This is a genomic window from Staphylococcus sp. GDB9P120P, assembly GCF_017893435.1.
In the GTDB taxonomy this organism is placed as follows: Bacteria; Bacillota; Bacilli; order Staphylococcales; family Staphylococcaceae; genus Staphylococcus; species Staphylococcus cohnii.
Genome location: NZ_JAESNB010000002.1, coordinates 83,880 through 102,182, shown reverse-complemented (window position 1 = coordinate 102,182; position 18,303 = coordinate 83,880). Strand labels below are relative to the sequence as shown.

Annotated in this window: 15 protein-coding genes and 1 pseudogene; 13 read left to right on the top strand and 3 right to left on the bottom strand. The window is 32.8% G+C overall.

The genetic code is table 11. From position 1 onward, the window contains the following. The first annotated feature begins 234 nt into the window (after positions 1-234). From rpmH to KA856_RS00465, 11 genes are all read left to right on the top strand, one after another. On the top strand, positions 235-372 hold the full coding sequence (rpmH, locus tag KA856_RS00515; protein WP_000240855.1) for a 50S ribosomal protein L34: 138 nt from the start codon (positions 235-237) through the stop codon (positions 370-372). A 140-nt stretch (positions 373-512) separates the two neighbouring features. After that, the gene (gene rnpA / locus KA856_RS00510; protein WP_107386350.1) at positions 513-860 is read left to right on the top strand and encodes a ribonuclease P protein component; all 348 of its coding nucleotides are present in this window, start codon (positions 513-515) and stop codon (positions 858-860) included. A 153-nt stretch (positions 861-1,013) separates the two neighbouring features. Next, positions 1,014-2,393: a tRNA uridine-5-carboxymethylaminomethyl(34) synthesis GTPase MnmE gene (gene mnmE / locus KA856_RS00505; protein WP_181187421.1), complete on the top strand. Its 1,380-nt coding sequence runs from the start codon at positions 1,014-1,016 to the stop codon at positions 2,391-2,393. Between the two features lie 16 nt (positions 2,394-2,409). Next, positions 2,410-4,287 carry a tRNA uridine-5-carboxymethylaminomethyl(34) synthesis enzyme MnmG gene (mnmG, locus tag KA856_RS00500; RefSeq protein WP_107384809.1) on the top strand — a complete coding sequence of 626 codons (1,878 nt, stop codon included), beginning with the start codon at positions 2,410-2,412 and terminating at the stop codon, positions 4,285-4,287. 1 nt (position 4,288) lies between these two features. Next, positions 4,289-5,014 carry a 16S rRNA (guanine(527)-N(7))-methyltransferase RsmG gene (rsmG, locus tag KA856_RS00495; RefSeq protein ID WP_107384810.1) on the top strand — a complete coding sequence of 242 codons (726 nt, stop codon included), beginning with the start codon at positions 4,289-4,291 and terminating at the stop codon, positions 5,012-5,014. Positions 5,015-5,049: 35 nt separating this feature from the next. After that, the gene (locus KA856_RS00490) at positions 5,050-5,886 is read left to right on the top strand and encodes a ParB/RepB/Spo0J family partition protein (protein ID WP_040030046.1); all 837 of its coding nucleotides are present in this window, start codon (positions 5,050-5,052) and stop codon (positions 5,884-5,886) included. Between the two features lie 264 nt (positions 5,887-6,150). Next, a complete protein-coding gene (locus KA856_RS00485) occupies positions 6,151-7,611 on the top strand; it encodes a carbon starvation CstA family protein (RefSeq protein WP_107517828.1) in 1,461 nt (486 codons plus the stop codon). Positions 7,612-7,877: 266 nt separating this feature from the next. After that, entirely contained in the window at positions 7,878-8,444 is a 567-nt protein-coding gene (locus KA856_RS00480; protein ID WP_107385339.1) for a helix-turn-helix transcriptional regulator, read from the top strand. Between the two features lie 241 nt (positions 8,445-8,685). Beyond that, positions 8,686-10,044, top strand: coding sequence for a glycerol-3-phosphate transporter (gene glpT, locus KA856_RS00475; RefSeq protein ID WP_107386058.1), 1,359 nt, complete (start codon positions 8,686-8,688; stop codon positions 10,042-10,044). A gap of 407 nt (positions 10,045-10,451) precedes the next feature. Continuing rightward, positions 10,452-10,883 (top strand): universal stress protein, encoded by a 432-nt coding sequence (locus KA856_RS00470; protein ID WP_107385344.1) that lies wholly within the window; start codon positions 10,452-10,454, stop codon positions 10,881-10,883. Between the two features lie 333 nt (positions 10,884-11,216). Next, entirely contained in the window at positions 11,217-12,812 is a 1,596-nt protein-coding gene (locus KA856_RS00465) for a BCCT family transporter (RefSeq protein ID WP_107384179.1), read from the top strand. Between the two features lie 699 nt (positions 12,813-13,511). Here KA856_RS00465 and KA856_RS00460 read toward each other — a convergent pair. The 3 genes and pseudogenes from KA856_RS00460 to KA856_RS00450 form a co-directional block, all read right to left on the bottom strand. Continuing rightward, a complete protein-coding gene (locus KA856_RS00460; protein ID WP_107386057.1) occupies positions 13,512-13,661 on the bottom strand; it encodes a FeoB-associated Cys-rich membrane protein in 150 nt (49 codons plus the stop codon). 12 nt (positions 13,662-13,673) lie between these two features. Then, positions 13,674-15,668: pseudogene (feoB, locus tag KA856_RS00455) on the bottom strand (ferrous iron transport protein B). After that, entirely contained in the window at positions 15,661-15,897 is a 237-nt protein-coding gene (locus KA856_RS00450) for a FeoA family protein (protein WP_040030384.1), read from the bottom strand. Before KA856_RS00450 ends, feoB begins: the two are co-directional and overlap by 8 nt. Before the next feature lie 383 nt (positions 15,898-16,280). On the opposite strand from KA856_RS00450, the gene KA856_RS00445 reads away from it, so the two are divergent. Together KA856_RS00445 and KA856_RS00440 are read left to right on the top strand one after the other, a co-directional pair. Next, positions 16,281-16,580 carry a hypothetical protein gene (locus KA856_RS00445; protein ID WP_107384176.1) on the top strand — a complete coding sequence of 100 codons (300 nt, stop codon included), beginning with the start codon at positions 16,281-16,283 and terminating at the stop codon, positions 16,578-16,580. 294 nt (positions 16,581-16,874) lie between these two features. After that, positions 16,875-18,299, top strand: a complete 1,425-nt coding sequence (locus tag KA856_RS00440; RefSeq protein ID WP_107386055.1) for an APC family permease — start codon at positions 16,875-16,877, stop codon at positions 18,297-18,299. The last annotated feature ends 4 nt before the right edge of the window (positions 18,300-18,303 follow it).

Here is an 18,303-nt window from a genome sequence, read left to right as displayed (position 1 = left end):
GACGTATTTATCAATACAGTTTAAAAATATCTAGTACTCATTCATATTATAATGAGATGAAAACATGCTTGAAATTGATACTTGCTTTATAAAAAAGATTTTGTTATATTGTAGTAGTTGCTTGAATTATGACTAGAAATTAATAATATTAAATCAAGACTTGAAGCAAAAAGCTTATATTAATTTATCTATTATAATATTTAGATAACCGAATACAGATGGAGGTGTTTTTGCATGGTAAAACGTACTTATCAACCAAATAAACGTAAACATAGTAAAGTTCATGGTTTCAGAAAACGCATGAGCACAAAAAACGGTCGTAAAGTTTTAGCGCGTCGTCGTCGTAAAGGCCGTAAGGTATTATCAGCATAAGATCACTGACTCATCAGTGGTCTTTTTTTTGGTTTAAAATAACGAAAATAAGTAGCAAAATTATTGTTATTATTAAAAAATACAACACATGTTAGGTATATAATAATAAATGTAATGAAAAGATAAGCGAGTGATGTTTCGTGGAGAAGGCATACCGAATTAAAAAGAACAGTGATTTCCAATTTATATATAAAAAAGGAAAATCAGTAGCAAATCGTCAATTTGTAGTCTATACGAAGTCTAATAAAGAATTAGAACACTTCAGACTAGGTATTAGTGTTTCTAAAAAATTAGGTAATGCTGTTGTTAGAAATAAAATTAAGCGTGCTATTCGTGAAAGTTTCAAGGTACATAAACAAAATATATTACCAATGGAAATTATTGTGATAGCCAGGCAGCCAGCTAAAGATATGGATACACTACAAATCCAAGCAAGTTTAGAACATGTTTTAAAAATAGCTAAGGTTTTTAATAAACGAATTAAGTAGGGTAGGGGGATAATTTAGACTGACGTCAGTCTAACGTCACACAACCCTAAGACTAACTTATTAGAAATTTTGAACAAGATGTTAGCTTTTTGATCCAAAACTATTTACAATATTATAATGATAAATTTTAGAATAAAGGAGGCGAGATGGATGATGGATTTAGATACGATAACGAGTATATCCACACCTATGGGTGAAGGTGCTATTGGTATTGTACGTTTGTCAGGTGTTGACGCGGTAAATATTGCAGATAAATTATATAAAGGGAAAGAACCATTAGAACATGTACCTTCTCATACAATAAATTATGGGCATATTGTTGATCCTGAGACAAATGAAGTGGTCGAAGAAGTGATGGTGTCTGTCTTACGTGCACCGAAAACATTTACTAGAGAAGATATCGTTGAAATTAATTGTCACGGTGGTATTTTAACCATCAATAGAGTGTTAGAGTTAACGATGACACACGGTGCAAGAATGGCTGATCCAGGTGAATACACAAAACGTGCGTTTTTAAATGGTCGTATTGATTTATCTCAAGCCGAAGCGGTGATGGATTTTATTCGTTCTAAAACCGATCGTGCATCTAAAGTTGCAATGAATCAAATTGAAGGTCGTTTAAGTGATATGATTAAGCGACAGCGACAATCCATTCTCGAAATCCTTGCACAAGTAGAAGTTAATATAGATTATCCAGAATATGATGATGTGGAAGATGCCACAACAGAAGTTTTATTAGAAAAATCAAATCAAATTAAGACAGAGATTAATAAGTTATTAGATACAGGCACACAAGGGAAAATAATGAGAGAAGGTTTAGCAACGGTCATAGTTGGTAAGCCGAATGTTGGTAAGTCATCCATGTTAAATAACCTGATCCAAGACAATAAGGCGATTGTTACAGAGGTGCCTGGTACGACTAGAGATACTTTAGAAGAGTACGTAAACGTTCGCGGTGTACCTTTAAGGTTAGTAGATACTGCTGGGATACGTGAAACGGAAGATATCGTTGAACGTATTGGTGTAGAACGTTCACGCAAAGCTTTAGGTGAAGCGGATTTAATCTTGTTTGTGCTAAATTATAACGAATCATTAACAGAAGAAGATCGCAAGTTATATGAAGTTATTAAAAATGAAGATGCCATTGTCATAATTAACAAGATGGATTTAGACAAACAATTAGATATTTCAGAAGTAAAAGAAATGGTTGGAGATATGCCAATCATTCAAACATCAATGTTAAAACAAGAAGGTATTGATCAGTTAGAGATACAAATTAGAGATTTATTCTTTGCAGGAGATGTCCAAAATCAGGATATGACATATGTATCGAATTCAAGACATATTTCATTGTTAAAACAAGCGAGAAACTCAATTCAAGATGCTATAGATGCTGCAGAAGCTGGTGTGCCAATGGATATGGTTCAGATAGATTTAACGAGAACTTGGGAAATTTTAGGTGAAATTATCGGAGAATCCGCAAGTGAAGAATTGATAAATCAATTATTTAGTCAATTCTGTCTAGGAAAATAAAAGGGAGGAAAAAAGTATGGCTCAAGAATATGATGTAATAGTAATTGGAGCCGGACATGCTGGTATTGAAGCTGGACTTGCTTCAGCAAGACGTGGTGCCAAAACGTTAATGTTAACAATAAATTTAGATAATATTGCATTCATGCCATGTAACCCGTCAGTTGGTGGCCCGGCTAAAGGAATAGTAGTTCGTGAAATAGACGCATTAGGTGGCCAAATGGCGAAAACAATCGATAAAACGCATATCCAAATGCGTATGTTAAACACTGGCAAAGGCCCGGCAGTAAGAGCACTTCGCGCACAAGCTGACAAAGTACTTTATCAACAAGAAATGAAAAAGGTAATTGAAGATGAAGCAAACCTTGATATTATGCAAGGTATGGTGGATGACTTAATTATTGAAGATGAAGTCATCAAAGGCGTACGTACGAATATCGGCACAGAATACTGGGCAGATGCAGTCATTATTACAACTGGTACATTTCTACGTGGTGAAATCATTTTAGGTAACATGAAATATTCAAGTGGTCCAAACCATCAATTACCATCTATTTCACTAGCTGACAATCTTAGAAATCTCGGATTTGAAGTAGTGAGATTCAAAACTGGTACGCCACCGCGTGTTAATGCCAAAACGATTGATTATTCTAAAACAGAAATACAACCAGGTGACGACGTTGGTAGAGCATTTAGTTTTGAAACAACGGAATATATTTTAGATCAATTACCTTGTTGGTTAACATATACCAATGGAGAAACACATCAAGTTATAGATGATAATTTACATTTATCTGCGATGTATTCAGGCATGATTAAAGGTACAGGACCTAGATATTGTCCATCAATTGAAGATAAATTTGTAAGATTCAATGATAAGCCTAGACATCAACTTTTCTTAGAACCAGAAGGTAGAAATACCAATGAAGTTTATGTCCAAGGTTTATCAACAAGCTTACCTGAACATGTTCAACGTCAGATGTTGGAAACAATTCCAGGCTTAGAAAAAGCGGATATGATGCGTGCAGGATATGCAATTGAATATGATGCACTTGTACCGACACAACTGTGGCCAACACTAGAAACTAAAAAAATTAAAAACTTATATACTGCAGGACAAATCAACGGAACTTCTGGTTATGAAGAAGCGGCAGGACAAGGTATCATGGCTGGAATTAACGCAGCATCAAGAGTACTAGATGAGGAAGAAGTCATCTTAAGCCGTTCAGACGCCTATATTGGTGTTTTAATAGATGATCTTATAACAAAAGGTACCAATGAACCATATCGTTTATTAACATCTCGTGCAGAATATCGTTTATTATTAAGACATGACAATGCAGATTTACGATTAACAGATTTAGGTTATAAATTAGGTATGATTTCTGAAGAACGTTATGCGCGTTTCAATGAAAAACGTCAAATGATAAAAGATGAGCAAGCACGCTTAAATGAAATTAGAATAAAACCGCACGAACGTGTACAAGAAATTATTGAAGCGCAAGGCGGTTCACGCTTGAAAGACGGTATATTAGCCTTGGAGTTATTGCGTAGACCTGAAATGACGTATAACTTGATTCTAGAAATTTTAGAAGAAGAAAATCAATTACCTAGTGATGTTGAAGAGCAAGTTGAAATTCAGACAAAATATGAAGGCTATATCAATAAGTCGTTACAGCAAGTTGAAAAAGTAAAACGTATGGAAGAAAAGAAAATTCCAGAAGACTTAGATTATAGTAAAGTTGATAGTTTAGCGACTGAAGCACGCGAAAAATTAGCGGAAGTTAAACCGTTAAATATTGCGCAAGCATCTCGGATTTCAGGTGTAAATCCTGCAGATATTTCGATCTTATTAGTGTTCCTAGAACAAGGTAAAATACAAAGGGTGGAAAATTAAGATGAGTGTAAAATGGTTAACTGAGCAACTCAGCACACAAGATATCGAACTTACAGAAAAACAACAACATCAATTTCAAACGTATTTTCAAATGCTCGTTGAATGGAATGAAAAAATGAATTTAACAAGTATTACTGAAGAACATGAAGTGTATTTGAAACATTTTTATGATTCAATTGCACTAAGTTTTTATACGGATTTGACACAAGAGCTAACAATTTGTGATATTGGTGCTGGTGCTGGTTTTCCAAGTATTCCATTAAAAATTATTTATCCTAATTTAAAAATTACAATTGTAGATTCATTAAATAAACGCATCCATTTTTTAAATCAATTAGCAGAAGCATTAGATTTAGAAAATGTGAATTTTGTACATGATCGCGCAGAAATTTACGGAAAGGGAGACTACAGGGCGTCTTATGATATTGTAACTGCACGTGCAGTTGCTAGACTTTCCGTATTAAGCGAATTGTGTTTACCGTTAGTTAAAAAGGGTGGACAATTCATTGCTTTAAAATCAGCTAAAGGCGAAGAAGAATTGGAAGAAGCGCGTTTTGGTATAGGAATCCTCGGTGGTAAACTTCAGGATGTCATTTCATATGAATTACCAGAAGATGCTGGTGAAAGGCAAATGATAAAGATTGATAAGAGAAGTGAGACACCAAAGAAATATCCAAGAAAACCAGGAATGCCCAATAAGTCTCCATTACTTGAAAAAGAAAAGTGATTTAATACAACTAATTTAGAGGGAGCGCATAAAATATGAAGAAACCTTTTTCTAAATTATTTGGTTTGAAAAATAAAGATGACATTGTTGGTTATATAGAAGAGGATCATAATAGTGTTGAATCTATTCATACTGAACGTATTGTGCCAAATCGTTATCAACCAAGACAAGTATTTGAGCCAAATAAGATTAAAGAACTCGCAGAATCAATAGATGAGCATGGATTGTTACAACCGATTGTAGTACGTCCTATAGAAGAGGATATGTTTGAAATTATTGCTGGAGAGCGTAGATTTAGAGCCTTACAATCGTTGAATAAGACATACGCAGATGTCATTATCAGAGATTTAGGTGATGAAGAAACTGCAGTGGTTGCTTTAATAGAAAATATCCAACGTGAAAATTTATCTGTTGTAGAAGAGGCAGAAGCCTATAAAAAACTTTTAGAACTAGGCGATACTACACAAAGTGAATTAGCTAAAAGTGTAGGTAAAAGTCAAAGTTTTATAGCAAATAAATTGAGATTATTAAAATTAGCGCCAAAAGTGATAGAACGTTTACGTGAAGGCAAAGTTACAGAACGTCATGCACGTGCGATGCTAAGTTTATCAGATGAAGATCAAGAAACATTAGTGGAAACGATTATAAGCCAAAAGTTAAACGTGAAACAAACTGAAGCTAGAGTAAAACAAAAAGTCGGCCCTGAAAAAGTGAAAGCGCAAAGTTTTGCATTTGAAAAAGACTTAACAGATGCACGTGAAGCGGTAGGCAAAAGTTTAGAAGAAATTGAAAAAAGTGGCATCAAGTTTGAACATCAAGCTAAAGACCATGATGATTATTATGAAATAAAAATTAAGCTTTATAAAAAATAACAGTTGAGTTTAATTGAACATATCGCTTATTCAAAAAGTACAACTTCGTTTTAATTTAAATGAGGTTGTACTTTTTTTATTTATTATAAGTGTTAATGAGTCAGATATCATTTAAATGTAAAGATTATTTTAAAAGTATATTTTATTTTATATTCCCCAAAAATTAAAAATAAATAAATAAAAAACATTTACAGGATTGTCGAATAATAAAATATGTGATTAAATTAAGAAAACGCTTACATATTATTAAAGGGGGATGTTAAAATGGTAACGTTTATTGTATCTATTATTTTATTAGTTATAGGTTATTTCACTTATGGGAAGTATATCGACAAAATGTTTGGCACGAAACAAGATAGACCAACACCAGCATATAATCAACGTGATAATGTCGATTATTTACCTATGAAGACATCATCAAATTCACTCATTCAACTATTGAACATTGCAGGTGTAGGACCGATTTTCGGACCGATTATGGGGGCATTATATGGACCTGTAGCATTTATATGGATTGTTGTGGGATGTATTTTTGCAGGTGCAGTACATGATTATCTGACTGGAATGATTTCAATTAGAAATAAAGGGGCACATTTACCGGAGCTTGCTGGTAAATTTTTAGGTCAGGTCATGAAACACTTTGTAAATATCTTTTCAATCTTATTATTATTGCTAACTGGAACAGTTTTTGTAACAAGCCCGGCATTGTTACTACATAATTTATTAGATGGTCGAATCGCATTAGGTATCATTATCTTTGTCATTTTTGTTTATTATATTTTGTCTACAATTTTACCTATAGACAAAATCATTGGACGCATTTATCCAATTTTCGGTGCATTGCTATTAATTAGTGCAGTAGGTATAGGTTTCCGTCTTATTCAAACAGGTGCACCGATACCTGAAATTAATTTGAAAAATATGCATCCAGATGGCGCTCCTATATTTCCACTACTATTTTTTACAATTACTTGTGGTGCTTTATCTGGTTTTCATGCTACACAAACGCCTATTATTTCGAGAACGACAAACAAAGAGAAAAATGGTCGTTTCATATTCTATGGAATGATGATTGCAGAGGGTATTATAGCAATGATTTGGGCAGCTGCAGGCATGAGTTTATTTAATGGATATAGTGGATTAAGTGATGTTTTAGCACGTGGGGAAGCGGCTCTTGTTGTAAGTGAAGCATCACATCTATTATTGGGTTCTGTGTTTGGTACGATTGCAGTACTGGGTGTTATTGTCTTACCAATTACAAGTGGTGATACATCTTTCCGTAGTGCACGTATGATTATAGCTGATTATTTAAATTATGGTCAGCGCAGTATGTTAAAACGAGTGATTGTAGCTGCACCATTATTTGTCGTAAGCTTTGGTTTGACTCAGGTAGACTTTACCATTTTATGGCGCTATTTTTCTTGGGCAAACCAAACTACAGCTGTTGTCGCTTTATGGGTAGGTGCAATGTACTTACTTATCGCGAAAAAGAATTTTTGGGTGGCAGCAATTCCAGCAGTCTTTATGACTTGGAATATTTTCACTTATATTTTAAGTCAGAAGATAGGTTTAGGTCTGGATCTTAATTTAAGTTATGGCCTCGCATTTGTATTTACAATTTTATGGATTGGCTACTTTACTTATCAATATAAAAAAATTACTGCAGGTGCTTCATTTGAATTAGATCATCCTATACCATATCAACAACAACAAACTGCGACATAAATATAAAATTATGATGGGATACTGATTTCTTAACGCTATGATACAGGTTAATTAAATAATAATAATGATAGGAGTAAGATACGTGATTAAAAACATGATTTAGTTGCGGTCTTACTCTTATTTCTTGTAAGTCTAAGGGAGGTCTAAAAAAGACGCTATAGCTATATGACAAAAACTTTTTGCATAATTAAATGTGCGCATGTCAATACAATTTGGTAGTCTAAAATAGAATCACACTATAGTCTCAAGTTAAAGGAGCTTGGCAAATGAACATAGGTAATCAAATTAAATTTTTTAGACAGCGTGACCATTTATCACAAGAAGAATTAGCTGCAAAATTGTATGTTTCACGACAAACAATTTCAAATTGGGAAAATGATAAAAGTTATCCAGATATACATAATTTGTTAATGCTTAGTTCTTTGTTTCAAGTTTCTTTAGATAATTTAGTTAAAGGAGACATAGAGATTATGGAACAAAAGTTAAAACAGAGCAAATTTAATTTATGGAGTCATTTAATGATTTGGCCTATGTTATTATCCGCAATTTTAGCAGGTCCAACACTCTACTATTGGACGACATTATGGATTTCAGCTGAACTTATACTCTTAATAACTATGATTATTGCATCATTTAAAGTAGAAGCCTTAAAAAAATCGTATAGAATACAAACGTATGACAGGATAGTTGCTTTTATGCATGGGAAAGACCCTAATGATGTTTATAGTAGTAAATTGCGTAATACTGTAACTTTTATGTACAGTTTTATAGTTTGTGTCGGATTATTTATTATAATTGTGCTATTAAGCATGCATTTTTTTGATGTATTGTAATAGTTACTTTTCATAACACCTTGTAGTTAAAGATTTATCATAACTATGAGGTGTTTGATTTATGAAATCTTTGATTATTGCGATCGTATACCCCACGCATTAGTAAATATTATTTCTTACAATAATAATATTCAAATCTTAATAATAGTATTGCTTTACTAACTGGGAAATATTAATATTAAGTAAATAATTTGTAAATAAAATGTTAAGAAAAAATAATTGCTAATTTAGGGGTGATTGTATGTTTCGTTTTTTAAAGCCAGCAAAACATGTGGATCCTTTACCATCTGAAAAGGTAGATGATACATATAAAAAGTTACGGTTACAGGTTTTTTTAGGTATTTTTATCGGTTATGCGGGTTACTATTTGCTGAGAAAAAACTTTTCATTAGCAATGCCTTCATTAATTGAAGATGGTTTCAGTAAAGGAGAGCTTGGTATTGCGCTATCAGCCATTTCAATCGCTTATGGATTTAGTAAATTTGTAATGGGAACCGTAAGTGATCGCAGTAATGCGCGTGTATTTTTAACTTTAGGTTTGATGCTTACGGCAATTGTTAATTTACTATTAGGATTTGTACCATTTTTTACTTCTAGTATAACAATCATGTTTATTATGTTATTTCTAAATGGATGGTTTCAAGGTATGGGATGGCCGCCATCAGGACGTGTACTTGTGCACTGGTTTAGTGTTAGTGAACGTGGTAGTAAAACGTCTATTTGGAACGTGGCTCATAATGTTGGTGGAGGACTAATGGCACCGATCGCAACTTGGGGAATATCTATGACTGCCCTTTATAATTTTGGTTATTTAAGAGGATTTGAAGGCGTATTTATATATCCAGGATTACTGGCAATTGTTATCGCAATTATTGCATATTGTTTAATTAGAGATACACCTCAGTCACAAGGTTTACCTCCTATTGAACGCTTTAACAAAGATTACTCAACGACGTCACATGAAACACTTGAAACAGAGTTAACAACAAAAGAAATATTGTTTAAATATGTATTAAATAACAAATGGGTATGGGCCATTGCTTTTGCTAATATTTTTGTCTATTTTGTACGTTATGGTGTGTTAGATTGGGCACCTACTTATTTAAGTGAAGAAAAGCAATTCAATTTAAGTGAATCAGGTTGGGCTTATTTCCTTTATGAGTGGGCAGGCATTCCAGGTACACTACTTTGTGGTTATATTTCCGATAAAGTATTTAAAGGGCGCCGTGGTCCTGCAGGTTTCTTCTTTATGCTTGGCGTTACAATTTTTGTATTAATTTATTGGTTAAACCCACCAGGTCATGCATGGTTGGACAATTTATCATTAATTGCAATTGGATTTTTAATCTATGGGCCAGTGATGTTGATTGGTTTACAAGCATTAGATTATGTACCTAAAAAAGCAGCCGGAACAGCTGCAGGTCTAACGGGTTTATTTGGTTACTTATTTGGTGCTGTGATGGCAAATATTGTTTTAGGTTTTGTCGTACAACATTTTGGATGGGATTTTGGTTTTGTCTTATTAACAGTTATTAGTATTTTAGCGATGTTAAGCTTTATTTTAACTTGGAATAAACGAGGCCAAGAACAATTACATTAATAAAACAAGCATTATAAGGCGTGACTATGAGATCAATGAAATGATTTTGATTTCATAGTCATGTCTATTTTTTATAAACGAAATCTATTTTTGAAATCATTATTGTGAGTGTTATTTGTGTATGTAATCAACAAGCTATAAGTATTTTGAAACGCTGAATATGAAATATTTCATTATTAATGGTTATTTAATGAATAATTTATATAAAATTGTGGTAATTAAATAATAAGTAAGTACACTAAAAATTTTTTATGGTATGGGTACATCATTGATTTAATGCAAAAAGTTGCTCAATACTTCAGTTGTTTCACTAGTAAAATACGCATTAAGGCACCAAAAATATATTTAAACGAGCAAAACTACATGAGACTGTTTTGCAATAGTTTAATTAAGAAAGGTGATTTATTATGTATAAAAATATTTTACTACCATACTCTTTTGAAAATGATTTCGATAACATTCCTGAGAACTTAGCGAAATTAGTTGGAGAAGATTCCACTGTAGTTGTTCATAATGTCATGACTGAAAATGATTTATTGGCAAGTGTACGTTATGAAAATAAACATAAAGAAGATATCATTAAAGAAAAGGAAGAAGAACTTACTCCATTTCTTGAAAAATTAAAAGAGCAAGGTATTAATTATAAAGTAGCCATCGAATTTGGGCCTGTAAAAGATACCATACTTGAGAGAATCAGTTTTGGAGATATGGATGTAGGCGATTTTGATTTAGTTGTAATGAGTAACCATCGAGTAAGTATAGATATCAAACATGTACTTGGAGATGTAACACATAAAGTTGCTAAAAGAAGTCCTATACCAGTACTTATAGTGAAATAATATTGAAGTCAAAGTATTGAAATGCTTTTATTATAGCGATGAGCGTTATGTTTCCGCATAAAAACATCATATTTTAGACTAGAATGTAATGGTTAAAATTACTTTCTAGTCTTTTATTTTTTAAATTAAAACATGAACAAGTTTATTTTAAAGTTAATGAATTCAACTTTAATAAATATATTTATAGAAATATTGAATTTTTATGTTTAGTTTTGTAATCCTTTTATGACGGCTTTAGCCACACGATATATATGAAAGCAAATGTTAGTGCTGTTGTTTTCATATATAAAGTCTGTTATTCTGCCTAATGTTCAATTATAAGGGAGGTTACTAATTTTGGAAAATAAACAACATAATGCTAGTGGGAAGAAACTGTCTTCTGTTTTTACTTATAGTATTATTATTACCGCAATAGTTGTATTGTTAGGTGCAATATTTCCAAATCAGTTTAATTCAATAGGGACAAATATTACTGGTTGGATTACTGAATACTTTGGTTGGTATTATATGGTTATTGTAGCTCTAATGATATTCTTCTGTGTCTTCTTGATATTTAGCCCAATCGGAAAATTGAAATTGGGTAAACCTGAAGATAAACCAGAATTTAACACAATTTCATGGTTTGCGATGCTATTTAGTGCTGGTATGGGAATTGGTTTAGTATTTTGGGGAGCAGCTGAACCAATCAGTCACTTTGTATCACCACCATCTGGAGAACCACAATCAGCACATGCTTATAAAGAAGCTTTAAGAGGTGCATTTATGCAATGGGGCTTCCACGCATGGGCAGTGTATGGTGTTGTTGCGTTAGCGTTAGCTTACTTCCAATTTAGAAAAAATGAACCTGCATTAATTTCAAAAACATTACGTCCAATTTTCGGAAATAAAGTAGACGGTCCGCTTGGTACAGTTATTGACGTAGTGTCTGTTTTCGCTACTATCGGTGGTGTAGCGGTATCTTTAGGTCTAGGCGCTATGCAAATTGCAGGTGGTCTAAACTACCTATTTGATATCCCGAATAATATTGTGACTCAAGGTATTATTATTGTAATTGTTACAATCTTATTCTTAGCTAGTGCATGGTCAGGATTAAGCCGTGGTATCCAATATTTAAGTAATGCTAATATTGGTTTAGCAGGCATAATCTTATTATTTATTTTTATTGTAGGACCAACCGTTTTAATCTTAAACATGTTAACAAGTTCAACAGGTGAATATTTGAATACGTTATTATTTAACATGTTTGATACTGCACCATTAGATCCACAAAAAAATGAATGGATGAAATCATGGACTTTCTTCCAATTAGCTTGGTGGATTAGTTGGAGTCCATTTGTTGGTATATTTATTGCACGTGTATCTAAAGGACGTTCAATTAGAGAGTTCGTATCTGGAGTTATGTTAGCACCGGTACTTGTAAGTTTAGTTTGGTTTGCAGCATTCGGTGTTCTAGGTATCGAAACTGCAAAAGACAATCCAAAAATATTTGATATGCCACCAGAAACTGCATTATTTGGTGTGTTTAATGAAGTACCATTAGGCTTTGCGCTGTCCATTGTGACATTGCTCTTAATAGCAACGTTCTTTATTACGTCAGCCGATTCAGCGACATTCGTATTAGGAATGCAAACAACATTTGGTTCATTAAACCCATCAGCAATGATTAAAGTGGTTTGGGGTGTTGCACAAGCATTGATCGCATTTATCTTATTATTCTCAGGTGGAGATAATGGATTAAATGCCCTTCAAAACATGGCAATCATGACCGCCTTACCATTCTCTATCATCATTCTTTGTATGATGGTCAGTTTCTATAAAGATGCCAATAAAGAGCGTAAGTTCTTAGGTTTAACACTATCACCAAACAAACATAGATTAGAAGAATATACGAGAATTGCAGAAAATAGAGGCGCCAACAAATCAGAATAATTATTAAATATAAGAAATATCTGAGACACAAACCTCAATCTCAAAATAAAGGACTAATTCGTTTTCAAACGGATTAGTCCTTTTTATATGAAAATATTACGATTTTGATCGTGCATGCTTGCCTGGGGATATGGCTCGAGCCTGTAGTCTCTCGCTCATATCATTTCCCCGGGCGTCCGCACGATGCAAAATCTTTATAAGTGATGTGTTTTAATATAATAGAAAAAAGCTTCGTATTATTACACATGATGGATGAGTTCATTTTATATAAAAACTTACGGTTTTGATCGTGCATGCTTATTCGAGTAAGTTGTAGCATAGTTCGCGAATATCCTTTCTCACTCATGTCATTTCCACAAGTAACAGTACAATGCAAAATTGCTACAATGATATATAGTCACGCAATGAGTACCGATGTTCTATAGCAACAAAACAAACGTCAATGCCTATCATTGTAATAGAAATTGACGTTTATGTTTGAATCAGGGATAGTAATCTCCCTATTTCTTTTTTATAGTTAAAATTATAATAAATAAAGAACTGCGTATTTAGTTGTAAAGTAGCATAAGTTTTTACAAATACTTCAAAACTTAGCGCTTTCTTATTTTATCTTTTTGATGTGAATCAAACATTATGAAAAGATTTGAGTATGCTGTCACTTTTACAAAAATTGATGAACTTATCTAACGTGACAGGTAGTTATAATGTTTTCTTTCCTGTATGACACCCATTTTTAGAGCCACAAGAGTTACATTTACCAGCTTTAGCTTTCTTGAAAAAGTTGAATAATGTAAAAACAACATAACTAATAATAGCTAAAAAGATAACTACATTGATAATAATCGTCATTAAATCACATCCTTAATAAAATAATAATCCGATTTGATAAAAGACAAACGAAAGTAAATATGCAGTGATTAATGGATATGCTACAGCCAGTACAGTCCATTTAAGAGAATATGTTTCTTTGCGAATGGTTGCGACTGTAGATAAACATGGTATATATAACAAGATGAAAATCATAAACGAATATGCCGATAATGGTGTGAAATGACTTTGTATAATGTTTACAAGACCAGCTTCGTCTGATGCCTAGATAATTGCCATCGAGCTAACGATAACTTCTTTTGCTAAGAATCCAGGTATTAATGTAGCACCCGCTTGCCATGAACCAAAACCTAATGGTGCAACTAATACAGCAAAGAAACTTCCAATTGAGTGTAAAAAGCTATCATTAACGTCTACATTGAAACCGCCAGGACCTGTATAATTCAATAACCAAATAATTACCGAACCAGCAAAGATAAATGTTCCTGCTTTTTTAACAAAACCTTTAGCCTTTTCCCATGTACTTCTCCATAGTGTTTTGACTGATGGTAATCGATAAGTAGGCAATTCGACGATAAATACAGAGTCATCATTTTTTAATACCGTTTTCGTTAATAGTACACTTGTTAATAAAGCCACAACAATACCAAGTACATATAAGCTTAGGACGATGAGTGCCTGATGAGATTCAAAAAACACACCTACAAACAATGCGTAAACGGGTAATCTCGCAGAGCAAGACATAAATGGTGCAATCAAAATCGTTGTAAGTCTTTCCTTCTCACTTTCAATACTACGTGCTGCCATAATACTTGGCACGTTACATCCAAATCCTATAATCATTGGTATAAAAGATTTACCACTAAGACCAAAGTATTCCATAATTCGATCCATTAATATGGCAATACGAGACATATAACCAGAGTCTTCTAAAAGAGAAATAAAGAAGAAAAGCACCAGTATTTGTGGCACAAATACAAGTACTGCACCTACACCAGCAATAATACCGTCATTGATTAAATCTTGTAAAAATGGAACGAGACCTAATTTATCCATCAAGTTTGATACCGTATCCGTAAAGGTGCCACCTAAAAATTCATCTAATGCGTCGGATATAGGTGTACCGATCCAAGTGAAAGTAACGTGGAAAATCAACTACATAATGATTAAAAAGATTGGGATGCCTAAATATTTATTTGTTAAAATGCGATCTATCTGATGCGTGAAATATTGTCGTTCCTCATCAGGATATTCAACTGTATCTTTTAAAATATTGTCTATATATGTATTGCGTATTGCTTGTATCTCATCACGTATAGAATTATCTAATTCTTCTGATAAATTTTGACGTAATAATGTTATTTCTTTCAAAACAGTATCATCTAGAAATTCATAAATTTTTGGGTTCTCTAATAAAAATTGTATTGATATAAAGCGTCTTAAATGTTTATCAATAGAGGTGCTTGATGTTAAATGTGCTTCAATTTGTGATATCGTATCTTCAATGTTCTTACCATAATTTAATTTCAATGGTCTGTTTTTTGATAAGCCATTGTCTTTCAAAGATTCTAATAATTGATGCGTCCCTTTACCATTTCTTGCTATGATAGGTAGTAATGGCAATTTTAATTTTTTCATAAGTGTTTGTTGGTTGATACGAATACCACGTTTTGTAGCAACATCAACCATATTTAATCCAATAATTAAAGGTGCACCTAATTCCATGAGTTGAACGGTTAGTTGTAAGTTACGTTTTAATTGGCTTGCATCTACAATATTAATCATTCCAGAAAATGAATTATTCAATAAATAATCCGTCACAACCATTTCGTCTTTAGAAATAGGTGACAATTCATAAATGCCTGGTAAATCAACTAGGTTTCCAACATGTTGTTTGAGGCGCCCTACTTTTTTCTCTACAGTTACGCCACTCCAGTTTCCTACATATTCGTATGTGCCAGTCAATGCATTAAATAAAGATGTTTTACCGACGTTAGGGTTTCCTAAAATACAATAACTATTAGTCATTGGCTTCCTCTAATTCAATCTGACATGCATCACAACCACGAATACTTAAACATTGACCATTCACTTCTAATATACAAGGACCCTTGAACAGGCACTTTTGCTTAATTTTTAATTTAGTACCATTCACTAAACCAAGTGCATTTAATCGATGGCGCATGTGTTGATTTTTAATGTTCATTTCTTTGATTTTGTAATTCTTTTTTAAGTCTCCACTTTTTATGCTTAACATAAAACTCACTCTTTCTTATAATGAGATAATAATAATCATTATCAATTATACAATTTTATCAAAAATAATAGAAGTAAATTTAATATAATTTTGTGAATGTTTTGTTAAGCATTATTGTACGTAACATATATTGGGTTAATTTTTTGCTTTTGAAAAATAAATGACCAATAAATGAGCAAAGAAATTGATATAAATACAATGTAATATTACACTTAGGTTAAACAATAATTTCCTGAATATGAGATGACATGACCTTAGTCCAAAAGATGGTTTGATGATTGACTGTTGTTCAAAATTTTTGAGCTTCGGATATGAATCATGAATCGTTATATAAAATATGTGTTTTTAAAATTGATTTACATATTGAGATAGGAGGGATTCAAATGGTTATCCGTGATAATAAACGCATAAAAGTAAAACGTTTAAATGAAACGCGCTCAAGTGGGATTTCTGTCATGATTGAAGAAGGTGGTTTGGGAGCTGACCAATATTATCAAATTGAAAAGCAAAATGCGAAAACATCTGAAGAACATTTACATCAATTTGAACATGAAGTGAGTGAAAAAAATAATGCTGAATTGATTGATCTCCTAATTATAAATGCACAGGAGAGTACGAATAAAGCCTATAATGAAGCATTAAAGACAATTCAGCAAGAAGTGTTAAACCGAATGAAATCATAAATAATGTATTTGTAACCAAAGACAATAAAGATTGAAGGTTAACCATTTAGACTATTGATAAAGCTATTTAACTGCTGTATCGATAGTCTTTTTTGTATTTAAATATAGGTAAGACTTAGGGTGCGCTATATTAAGGTATAAAACATTAGAAGTAACAAACATTAAACGAATATAGTTATAAGCTAAATAATCATAAATTTATTAAAGATTCTTTTTTAAAAGGATATGTACATTATAGTTAAAAATCACTATACTGTAATACGTGTTTGTACATAATTAGCAAGGAGAAAATTAATGAATCTTTTAAAACAAATCTTCAAAAAAGAAGATATTTCTAAATTTCAAAACAAAGATGCTCATTTAGAGCGCACGTTAAGAATAAGAGACTTTTTAGCTTTAGGTGTAGGTACAATTGTTTCTACTGCTATTTTTACATTGCCTGGTGTTGTAGCTGCTGATCACACAGGTCCATCAGTCAGTTTGTCCTTTTTAGTAGCAGCTATTGTAGCAGCTTTGGTGGCATTTGTTTACGCAGAAATGGCATCTGTTATGCCTTTTGCTGGATCAGCATATACATGGATTAGCATATTGTTTGGAGAATTTTTCGGATGGATTGTAGGTTGGGCTTTAATTGCTGAATATTTAATTGCTGTGGCTTTTGTAGCATCAGGATTTTCAGCTAATTTGAGAGGTTTACTAGAACCTTTTCATATATCATTACCTAATTCATTATCTAACTCTCTCGGTACAGACGGAGGTATCATTGATTTATTAGCAGCTGTCGTGGTGATTATAACGGCGATATTACTATACAGAGGAACGTCAGAAGCGGCACGTGTTCAAAATGCACTCGTGATACTTAAAGTATTGGCTATTCTCTTATTTATAATCGTAGGTTTATCAGTCATTGATATTGGTCATTACATACCTTTTATTCCAGAGTACCGTGAAACTGCAGCAGGCGCGTTTGGTGGCTGGCAGGGTATATATGCAGGTAGCTCTGTCATTTTTGTTGCTTATATTGGGTTTGATTCTATTGCTTCAAACTCTGGTGAAGCGATTAATCCGCAAAAAACAATGCCACGAGGAATCTTGGGCTCTTTACTGATTGCAGTTACATTGTTTATCGTCGTTTCACTTGTATTAGTGGGGATGTTTGATTATGCGCAATATAAAAATAATGCTGAGCCAGTAGGTTGGGCTTTACGTATGAGTGGACATAGTACTGTTGCGGTCATAGTGCAGGCAGTCTCAGTAATTGGTATGTTTACTGCTTTAATTGGTATGATGATGGCAGGTTCTCGCTTGCTTTATTCGTTTGGTAGAGATGGTATCTTACCGTCTTGGTTAGGAAAATTAGATAATAAAAATTTACCAAATCGTGCATTAATCATACTATCGATTGTTGCAATTATTATTGGCTCTGTTTTTCCATTTGGCTTTTTAGCACAATTAATTTCAGCAGGTGCGCTTGTAGCGTTTATGTTTGTTACAGTAGGTATTTTTTCATTGCGTAAAAGAGAAGGCCATGACCTACCAGAACCAGCATTTAAATTGCCATTTTACCCAGTGATGCCAGTGATTATATTTATTTGTGTATTTATTGTGTTCTGGGGATTAAGTGGTCAGGCTAAGATCTATACATTGATTTGGTTTTGTATCGGCATCATTTATTATGTACTGTATATTTTAAAAAATCTTAAAAACATCAAAAATTAATATG